Consider the following 10,017-nt stretch of genomic DNA (forward strand, 5'->3'; position numbering starts at 1 on the left):
TATGTCAATAACAAGAGAATTATGGCTAGCGATTTTAGTCGTTGTCCTTGTTGCAATTGCGGGTAGCGTGTCTATTCATGCTTTCACCACAAAGCAATACGTAGAAGAGCAGCTTTATTCAAAAAACGTGGATAATGCCAGTATGCTTGCACTTACTTTGAGCGGCCTTGATAAGGACCCCGTTTCTCTAGATCTTTTCATCATGTCTCAATTTGATATTGGCCACTATGCATCGATAGTTCTGCAAAAGGCGGATGGCGAAATAGTGTCTGCTCATCGTAATAAAGAACAAATAAACGCAGATACGCCAGCATGGTTCGCAAAGCATTTTGCACCTGATGTAAAACTGGGCATTGCGCAAGTAAGCGAAGGCTGGGGACAATATGGCACGGTTTACGTTGAGACGGACACGAGCTTTGCTATCGCTTCAATGTGGCGCGCCACTCAACGACTTATTATCGGACTGTCCCTTCTGGGCCTCATTACCGGTATTATCGGAGGATGGGCACTCCGTTTTATTATACGACCACTCAACGGCGTGGTTGCTCAAGCTGAATCATTCCAGAAAATGCGCTTTATCCAACTACCTGAACCGCGAACACTCGAGCTAAAACGAGTAGTTCGCGCAATGAATTTCTTAGCGGCAAATTCTAAGAAAATCATGGAGGAAGAAAATACGCGACTTGATATTCTGCGCTATCGCACTCAGTTTGACGATGAATCGGGCGTAGCAAACAGAGACTATTTTATTTCAATTCTAAAAGGTCAACTCGCCTTTCGTGATACTGAGGGCGTTAACTGCTTGTTCTTCATGAGGTTCACCGAAGGAAATGGCTTCCTTCGCTCTCCAGCTAATATTCGCAAAAAGAGAATTCGCGATTTCATAGCAGAAATCAATGATAGCCTCACACTTCATCATCACCTTTTCAGCGATAGCCGAGTTGCAAGGATGCAAAAGAACGAGTTTGCCATCCTTCTCACTGAAGCACACAATACTGCCGAGATATCTAATGCTCTTCACGGTGCTTGCTTAAGTGCATTTTGTTATGAAGGAGACCCAAAAGTCTTTCAATCAGTAACAAAACTGCGCCCTGATGATAGTTTTTCTGACGCATTAATGAGAGCAGACGCAATGCTCGACGAAGCAGAGACAACGAATAGGACTGAGCCCTTTATAGAAGCCATACTTAATACAGATAATAGTCTAGTCGAAGAGAAAAGATGGGAGCATGATCTAAAACACGCTATTGAAAACCAGGATGTTGAAACTTTTAACTACCCTGTTCTTGATGTGAACCGACATCTTGTTCATTACCAATGCTGGGCAGGCGTAAATGTAGACGGTGAACTGCGAAAAAATGGCTATTATGCTCATTGGGCACGTTATTTAGGGCTATTACCTCAATTAGAGTTGACGACTATCACTCACCTAATGGATACCATTAAATCTTCCGAAGCGATATCCAAGTATGCATTTCTTTGCTCTGAGCAGTTATTAGTGGATTCTGCACTTTTATCGCAACTTTACGCTCGATTAGACGCGGATAAAAAGGTGGCGACGCAACTGTGCTTCGAAGTACGAGAATCTACCGCAACCCGTTTCCCAAATGAATTTAAAGCGTTTTGTAACGCTCTTAAAGCCAGAGAATGCCAGGTTGGCCTTAAGCGTGTAGGCGAGTCTTTCTCACAATTATTGAACGTGCAAGAGCTAGGTTTAGATTATGTGAAAATTGATTCTGCCTTTATGACTGACATCGAATTTAACCCAGCCAACCATGCTTTTATCAGAGGTTTTTGTTCATTAGCTCATACTTTTGGCATCAGCGTGTACGCAGATGGCGTTAAACGCCCAGATCATAAAGCTTTATTTATAGAACTAGGTATTGATGGAGTGGTATCTCACATTGAGGTCATAGAGCATCTTTTAGATGACTAAACTCGCCGAGTTTGAGTAATAAACCGATTCGATCTTTTGCCTCAAATTTGTGTAACAGCGTACCAACATATTCCTTAACGGTGCGCTCGGTAATTCCATGCCCTCTCGCTATCTCTTTGTTACTCAAGCCCTCTAAGATACCATTTAACACATCTTTTTCTCTATTCGTTAGCCCTTGTAGCGAGGGGATAACACGCCCCGTTTGTCTATTAGCAGCTACATTTGATATAGACACAGCGAGCAGCTCACTTGGTAACCATATGCCCCCCGCTTCAAGAACACGTGTCACCGAGGCCAGTAAAGATTGCGTCGCTAGCGCATGACAATATGCTCTAGCGCCCAACATTAATGCCGTTTGCATTTCTACCCGATCATACTTGTAAGTGAGTAAGGTGATATTGTCGACTTTCTGCTTGGCGCCAATGAGTCGCTGACGCCAATTATCATCACTCGCCAATACCCAAATACAATCACGTTTATCACAATTTAGCTCTTCAACTCGACTGTAACTAATCCAAGAATAACGGGCTAGCGCCCCTTGCAAGTCTTCTTCTGCAATGAAATGTCTCATTAACGCTCCCGCAGTGCAGAAGCTGTCACATTGAAAAGGGGGGATAAAATATAATTGAGCACCGTTTTCTTACCCGTCAGTATGTCTACCTGTACAATCATTCCAGGCAGTATTTCTAACACCTCATTAGCGATGCTTTTCTTCGTCTCAAGCCTTACTAGGTAATAAGTTTCGTCTTTTTCGTTAGTGATGGCATCGGCACTGATGTGTTGAACTTCAGCAGACATACCGCCGTAAATAGTAAAGTCATAAGCACTGAACTTTAAGATAGCCTGCTGCCCTTCTCGAATAAACGCGATGTCTTTAGGCGAGACTTTTGCCTCAACAATAAGTTGATCATCTTGAGGCACGATTTCCACTACCGCGCTACCTGGTGTAATGACCCCTCCAACGGTATTGATGAGCAACCGCTGCACCGTACCATTGATTGGCGATCTCAGTGCAGCTTGTGATACCACATCTTCTAAACTGGTTTGAGACTGCTGTAATGTAGCCATTTCAGCGGTGGCGTCGGTCAATGCTTGGTTCCATCGATTAACCAGTTTAAGGCGCGCTTCTTCCTTCTTAATAATTTCCTCTTCGATGGCGTTTAGCCCACGCTCAATCGCTACCTTGGACTTGGCGATGTTTCCCTCTAGCTCTACTATCTGACGTTCTAAGCGAAGGATTTCAATCTCCGACACAGCACCTGATGCAAGTAATGGCTTGGTCACAGCGAGCTCTTTTTTTGAGAGGGACAACACGTTTTGATACTGGGAAAGATTAGCTCGCTCTTCTTCCACATCTTGACGGCGTTGCATAATACGAGAATCTGAGCCTGCAGCGACTTCATCAAGCTCAGCCAAATTAGAATTGTAGAGCTTTCGCTCGTTATCAACGACAGTTGGTGCCCGTTCGCGAAGCTCTCGATTAAACCGCAACACGTTGCCTTGGGTGAGCGCCGACAAGCGCTGCACTTTCGCCGCCAGCGCCGCAAACTGGGTTGTGTTTTCTTCAAGGCTTGACATAAAGCGGGTAGGATCCACCTTCAATAACACTTGGCCAGCTTTAACCGCTTGTCCTTCTCGTACTAAAATTTCCTGTACGATACCACCGTCATAAGATTGAAGTACCTGTAGTTGCTGCGACGGTATGACTTTCCCATCGCCTTTTGCCACTTCATCAATCTCTGCAAAATACGACCATATCACCAAAAGTAACAAAACTAGCGTCACCAGATACAAGAGCCCACGGGCTTTCACAGGGGTTTGCATTATCCGTGACCATTCGGCTTCCAACACCCAATCCTGACCTGGAGGCGGTGCGAGCCAACCTCGCATTAATCGCTGCAACCAGTCTTTTTTGTCACCGCCACTATTAAAAATCATGGCGCCCTCTTAAGCTTTTGACTTGGCTGTTTAAATTGAACAAGTACGTCTTCTTTTTTACCGTCAGCGATGACTTTACCGTTCTCGACAACAATTACGCGCTCAACAAGGTCGAGCAAGGTTGTTCGATGGGTATTGATAATCAGTGTTTTGCCTACTGTGGCAGCTTTGATGGTTTCCCTCATTTGCGCTTCGTTAGTTGAGTCCATTGCCGAGGTAGGTTCATCCATGATATATATTGAAGGGTCTCGCACTATGGCTCTGGCCATCGCTACTGCTTGTCGCTGACCTCCTGAGAGTAAGCTACCCCGCTCACCCACGTTTTGCTCTACCCCGTTGGCATTACCATTGACAAGCTCGGCCAGACCACACTGGGTCAGTACCTCCCAAAGGTCACTTTCATCGATACGTAAATCCTCAGACATAATATTGTCTTTCAATGAACCGTAGAAAAGGCTGACGTCTTGCGGCACATAACCTATTTGTTTACGAAGTAGCGTGGGGTCGTATTGCTGAAGGTCGACGCCGTCAATGAGTAACTGACCCGATTCAGGGCGGTAAAAAGCCATAAGCAATTTGTTCAGCGTTGATTTTCCGCATCCGTTTTTCCCCAAAATAGCTACGTGTTCACCTTGTTTTATCGAGAAATTAACGTCTTTGAGCACCAATACTGTTTCGTCTGGGTATTTAAAGCATAGCTGACACGCATCTATATTCCCCTTAAGCATGACATTACTTTTCATTTGCTTGTTACTGCCTGTCTCACTCGGCAAAGACATAATGTCGTCGAGGGCATTTTTTGCCGTCTCTGCGTGATGATATTGTGCCAACAGAGCCGCAGCTTGAGAGACCGGCCCCATGGCTCGGCTAGACAATAGGTAGGCAGCAATCAATCCACCTTGGGTGATTACACCTTCAATGATCAGATATACACCCGTTAAAATGATTACAACGCCAACTGACTGCTGAACCCAAAGTGCAGCATTATTTACCGACATCGAAACCAAACGCAGCTTGGCGTTAACTTTGGCAAGAAATATCGTCTGTTTTTCCCACGCACTTTGGTTTCGGCTCTGGTAACCAAACGCTTTAATGTCCTCTAAAGAAGTCACGCTTTCGGTAACGAGGGAGCTTTTTCGAGAGCTAATCTCCATCGACTCTTCTGAAAGGGAACGCATTACGCGCTGCGCTTTCATGGCGTATAGAAAAAGCGCAGTGGCGCCAATAAGAATAGGAATGATGAGATAAATATCAATCATGGCAATGATAGCGACAAACAAGAGTCCGAAGGGTAAATCAACTAAGGCCACCAAAGTTACAGAACCAAAAAACTGCCGAATACTCTCAAAAGATTGCAAGCTGTTTATAAAGGAACCGCTTTTTGCTGGTCTACTGGCCAAATTTATAGACAGTACTTTTTCCATAATTTTTGCAGATAGCGTGACATCTAGCCGACTTGCCGCCAGTTCTACAAAATACTGCCGAAGCATGCGTAATAAAAAATCTGCCGCGAGAACTAAAAGCACGCCAACCGCCAGTGCCCACAAAGTCTCTAGTGCCGCGTTGGGCACCACCCTATCGTACACATTCATCACAAAAAGAGGCAGGGCAATGGAAAGCAGGCTAATAAAAACAGAGGCTAACAGTACATCCCTATACAGCCCTTTTGCAGATTTGATAGATGACCACAACCAGTGCCCTACCGATGATTTGTCAATTTGAGCATTGGTCTCATGTGCGTGCATCTCGGGTCGAGCAAATATTATGTACCCAGTATAACGGGCAGCAAGTTCATCTCTGGGAACTTCAACGACGGCATCATCTAATTCTGGATACGAAACTCTTGCGTGGGTATGGTCAATATCGTGAAGCACGCAGGCTTGTTTTTCATTTAATACTAAAACTGCGGGTAATAATGCAGTATTGATATGGTCTAAATCCCGTTTAACTGTTCTGCTGGCGAGCCCCGCTCGCCTTGCCGCACGTTCAAACCCTGTGGGCGATAGTTCGCCGCTATCTAAGGGAAGGCCACTGAGCAGGCTGACTCGAGATACATCCAGATGGTGCGCATGACAGATCGTAATTAAACAATCCATCAATACGCCTCCTTGCTGTTCCAAATAGGATATGTCGTCTACGACCTTCTTTTCCTTCATATAGCCCTACACATCGCTATTCGTTAGAAGGAAGCTGGATAATAGCCGCTTCAATTCTACGATTACGGGCATTCGCCGCGTCTGATTCTTCATCAACCAGCGGACGACTTTCCCCGTACCCAACCGCAGTAATTCTTCTTGCTTCTATATTTGCTTTGGTCATCAGCAACGACGCAACTGCCTTTGCTCTGCGTTCAGACAAGCGTTGGTTGTAGGCTGCATCTCCATCTAAAGAGGCATGGCCGTGAATGATGACGCCAGAATTGGGATCGTTGTTAAGCGCATTAATAACGTCTTGCAGCGAATTTTCGTACTTAGGCAACACCTCAGTCGAATTAGATGAAAATTCAATATTGACGTTGAAAGACTCTATTATATTCGCATTGTCTAACGTGAAGTCGGCAGCACTTGGCTCTGGCACTAACTCAGGCTCTTTGGCTTCACAACCAAAGTCATCGACCACAGCTCCCGGCGTTGAATCTACACAGTCGTCCCATAAATCGACAATACCGTCACCATCAGTGTCCCGTTTAAGTATATTCAATTCATCTTCGAAGTTAGTACGAACGGCTGGGCAGACGTAGTTGGGATCATAAGTAATTTTTTCCTCTGCTTTGTCTAATACATCAGGCACGCCTTCTTTTGTGATCCCTAATGTATTCGCCAAGCTCCCAGAAGCTGCAAGCAGTCTTACGCGGGCTTTTTCAAGCGTGTATTGTGCTTCTAAATACGCGCGACTAGATTCGTAGTACTCATTTTCTGAATCTAGTAAATCCAGTAGTGAGCGTTCGCCTATGGTAAATTGGTCCATATACGCAGACTTAACTCGGTCTGAAGATAAGCGATGAGCATTAAGTGAAGGTAGCTGCTCGGATATATTAATAATGTCGTTGTAAGCAATTTGTACCGTTTGTCTCATATCGATACAGGCTTTGTCCCGCAAGTCTTTTGCTAAATCAACCTGCGACAATGCTTGTCGAATCGCTGCGCGGTCCGAACCACCGTTATACAAGTTATAAGAAAAATTAACGCCAACGCTCGCCTCGGTAATGGTGTTATTTAATGCAGCTTGATCTCGTGTTTGCGCACCATAACTTGCGGTCAGGTTCACCTGAGGGTGGTAAAGACTTTTTGCGCTATCAACCGCATAACGTTGTGCATCTATATTGTAAATAGCAGCGTTGAACTGAGGGTTGGTGCCGTATGCACTGGTCAGCAACGATTGAATGTCCGTTACATTTGCATCAACGAACGCAGAATTTATCGTTACTGATTGAAGATTTTGAGCAGGCTTTTCGCCCACTAATCGCAAAAAGCGTGCGGTTACATCGTGTAAGTTAGATAGCTCTGTCAGCACATTAGACTCGGCTAGAGACAGACGACCACTGATTTGTTCTAAGTCAGCTCTGCGACCGACACCTGCCTCAACACTCTCTTCAATTTGTTTGAATACATCTACGTGAGTAATCAAATTTTCTTCAGCGAGCTTTAAAAGCTCCCGGAACAACTGCACGTCCATATAAGCTAGGGATGTATCTAGAGACTTCTGCTCTATTTCGCCCATTAGTTCGAAAAAGCGTACCACTTGTGCTTGCTTAAAACGCTTAACCTCACTGCTAGTTAAGAATCCATCATATAGCATTTGGGTTAACGTAATTTGCCCAGTATGCCCCATGTATTCGCGGTCTAACCCATAGTTTCTGTCGGTATAAGCACTAGAGGCCAATACATCTACCTGGGGGCGAAAGCCGCCACGCGCAATGTCGACATCTGACATTGCTACTTGAAGTTGTCGCCAACTGGCTTGCACTTCTGGATTTTCATTTACTACCTTGCGGACATAGTCTTCCAAATTGACTGACGAATCGTTATTTCCATTGCTCTGCGCTACGGCAGTATTTGCAAGGACAGCGGCCGACACCCCAAGCATGACCTTGGACAGCACTGTTTTCATCAACATCATTTTTCATTTCACCAGATTAAAAATATAAACGACATTTGTGCCGTTTCTCATCTTTTAAAACCTAGTCGCTATGTGCATTTCTGCAAATATAACCACTTATAAATAGACTAATTACTAAAAAAATAAGGGTAACTACCTAGTCTTATACCAAAGAACAAAGGCTCTCCGTACCACGGTCCGGTAACCGAATGTAAATCCTCTGCTACGCTTTTTTATATAGCGTGAAATTTATCGATTGAGAGGGAAGTATGGCCGAAGTAATCATTGCAGAAGTAAATGGCGAGGCTTCTTTAGTTCGTAGTGAAACAGGTGAGCAAGTCAATGTTACTGTCGGTATGACGGTGGCAAAGGGCGACGTATTGAACATATCACCTGATGGATTTGTTACCGTAAGTGTAGATGGAGAACTACGCACACTTCCAGCAGGACAAAGCATTACTTTCCCGCTGCAATTAGACTTTACCGAAAGCAACTCCGACGATGAATTTGCCGTTTTTGACGAGAGTGTGGATGAGCTAGCAGCATTACTTGACGGTGTTGAAGGCATTGACAATAACATTCAAGATGGTGACGCTGACTTCCTTGACGTGCTTGCTGGGGAAGGCGATATTTTAGAATCGTTGGAAGCGACAGCCGCAGGCCTTGACGGCGGTGCCGGTACTGACGGCGGTAGTAATTTTGTGCGCGTTGATCGCATAAATGAAGAAGTCGATCCTGTGGGTTTCCAGTTCGATCAAAGTGCAAATGGCAACGACGATGTTACGCCAGTTGAGTTTTCTGGAACAGGCGAGCAAGCACAAGACATTTCACTTACCTTAGATGCGATTGGCTTAACAAGCGACACCACGCCAACACTATCGGGCATTACTTCAGCAATTCCAGGCAGTACAGTAACACTAACCGTTACCGATAGTGAGGGAAACACTCAGGTCGTTACTGCCATAGTACAAGACGACGGTACGTTCAGTGTAGACGTACCAAATGCACTGGCTGATGGTGAGTTCACGGTAGATGCTACCGTGTTAGAACCTACAGGTAATACTGCAGATAGTTCTACCACCGGTGAAATTGACGCTACCGCTCCAACCATTACTATTAATGCGCCGGGTTCTGATAACGACACCACGCCTACCCTCTCAGGTACTACTGATGCCACTCCTGGCAGCACAGTTACGCTAACCATTACCGACAGTGCAGGCAATACTCAAACCGTGACTGCCATTGTGCAAGCCGACGGCACCTACAGCGTTGATGTACCTGCTGAATTAGCTGAAGGCGAATTTACCGTTAACGCCAGTGTTACTGATGAGGCAGGCAACACAGCAACTGCTGATACTACAGGGGAAATTGATACCACCGCCCCAACCATTACTATTAATGCGCCAGGTTCTGATAACGACACCACACCTACCCTTTCAGGTACCACTGATGCCAATCCTGGTAGCATAGTGACGTTAACCATTACCGATAGCGCAGGTAACACGCAAACCGTGACCGCTATTGTGCAAACGGACGGCACGTATAGTGTTGATGTACCTGCTGAATTAGCTGAAGGTGAATTTACCGTTAACGCCAGCGTTACCGATGAAGCAGGCAATACAGCAACCACAGACACCACGGGTGTGATTGATACCACTGCACCTTCGATCACTATCGACACCATAGCGACTGATAACGACACCACACCTACCCTTTCAGGTACCACTGATGCCACACCGGGTAGCACAGTAACATTAACCATTACCGATAGCGCAGGTAACACGCAAACCGTGACTGCTATTGTGCAAACGGACGGCACCTATAGCGTTGATGTACCTGCAGAATTAGCCGAAGGTGAATTTACGGTTAACGCCAGCGTGACGGATGAAGCTGGCAATACAGCAACTGCTGATACCACAGGGGAAATTGACACCACCGCCCCAACCATTACTATTAATGCGCCAGGTTCGGATAACGACACCACGCCTACCCTTTCAGGTACCACTGATGCCGCGCCGGGTAGCACGGTTACATTAACCATTACC

6 protein-coding genes are annotated in these 10,017 nt (G+C 45.5%); 2 read left to right on the forward strand and 4 right to left on the reverse strand.

Features of this window, described 5'->3' with window-relative positions:
- The first annotated feature begins 1 nt into the window (after position 1).
- On the forward strand, positions 2-1,936 hold the full coding sequence (locus C6Y39_RS05235; RefSeq protein ID WP_105930260.1) for a bifunctional diguanylate cyclase/phosphodiesterase: 1,935 nt from the start codon (positions 2-4) through the stop codon (positions 1,934-1,936).
- Here the strand turns inward: C6Y39_RS05235 and C6Y39_RS05240 are convergent.
- From C6Y39_RS05240 to C6Y39_RS05255, 4 genes are read right to left on the reverse strand one after another with little or no spacing between them, the layout of a single operon-like run.
- Entirely contained in the window at positions 1,911-2,507 is a 597-nt protein-coding gene (locus C6Y39_RS05240; protein ID WP_105930261.1) for a helix-turn-helix transcriptional regulator, read from the reverse strand. The genes C6Y39_RS05235 and C6Y39_RS05240 overlap by 26 nt on opposite strands.
- The gene (locus C6Y39_RS05245; protein ID WP_105930262.1) at positions 2,507-3,874 is read right to left on the reverse strand and encodes an HlyD family type I secretion periplasmic adaptor subunit; all 1,368 of its coding nucleotides are present in this window, start codon (positions 3,872-3,874) and stop codon (positions 2,507-2,509) included. Before C6Y39_RS05245 ends, C6Y39_RS05240 begins: the two co-directional genes overlap by 1 nt.
- Positions 3,871-6,030, reverse strand: coding sequence for a type I secretion system permease/ATPase (locus C6Y39_RS05250; RefSeq protein WP_240618815.1), 2,160 nt, complete (start codon positions 6,028-6,030; stop codon positions 3,871-3,873). Before C6Y39_RS05250 ends, C6Y39_RS05245 begins: the two co-directional genes overlap by 4 nt.
- Positions 6,031-6,046: 16 nt before the next feature.
- The gene (locus C6Y39_RS05255) at positions 6,047-7,993 is read right to left on the reverse strand and encodes a TolC family outer membrane protein (RefSeq protein WP_105930264.1); all 1,947 of its coding nucleotides are present in this window, start codon (positions 7,991-7,993) and stop codon (positions 6,047-6,049) included.
- A 248-nt stretch (positions 7,994-8,241) separates the two neighbouring features.
- On the opposite strand from C6Y39_RS05255, the gene C6Y39_RS05260 reads away from it, so the two are divergent.
- On the forward strand, positions 8,242-10,017 hold a 1,776-nt coding region (locus C6Y39_RS05260), incomplete at its 3' end, for a retention module-containing protein (RefSeq protein WP_105930265.1).

This window comes from Alteromonas gracilis (assembly GCF_002993325.1).
Taxonomy (GTDB): Bacteria; Pseudomonadota; Gammaproteobacteria; order Enterobacterales; family Alteromonadaceae; genus Alteromonas; species Alteromonas gracilis.

Excerpts from the sequence above, each read along its gene's own strand:
- C6Y39_RS05245 (WP_105930262.1), bottom strand. The coding sequence starts at position 3,874 with ATGATTTTTAATAGTGGCGGTGACAAAAAAGACTGGTTGCAGCGATTA.
- C6Y39_RS05240 (WP_105930261.1), bottom strand. The coding sequence starts at position 2,507 with ATGAGACATTTCATTGCAGAAGAAGACTTGCAAGGGGCGCTAGCCCGT.
- C6Y39_RS05255 (WP_105930264.1), bottom strand. The coding sequence starts at position 7,993 with ATGATGTTGATGAAAACAGTGCTGTCCAAGGTCATGCTTGGGGTGTCG.
- C6Y39_RS05250 (WP_240618815.1), bottom strand. The coding sequence starts at position 6,030 with ATGAAGGAAAAGAAGGTCGTAGACGACATATCCTATTTGGAACAGCAA.
- C6Y39_RS05235 (WP_105930260.1), top strand. The coding sequence starts at position 2 with ATGTCAATAACAAGAGAATTATGGCTAGCGATTTTAGTCGTTGTCCTT.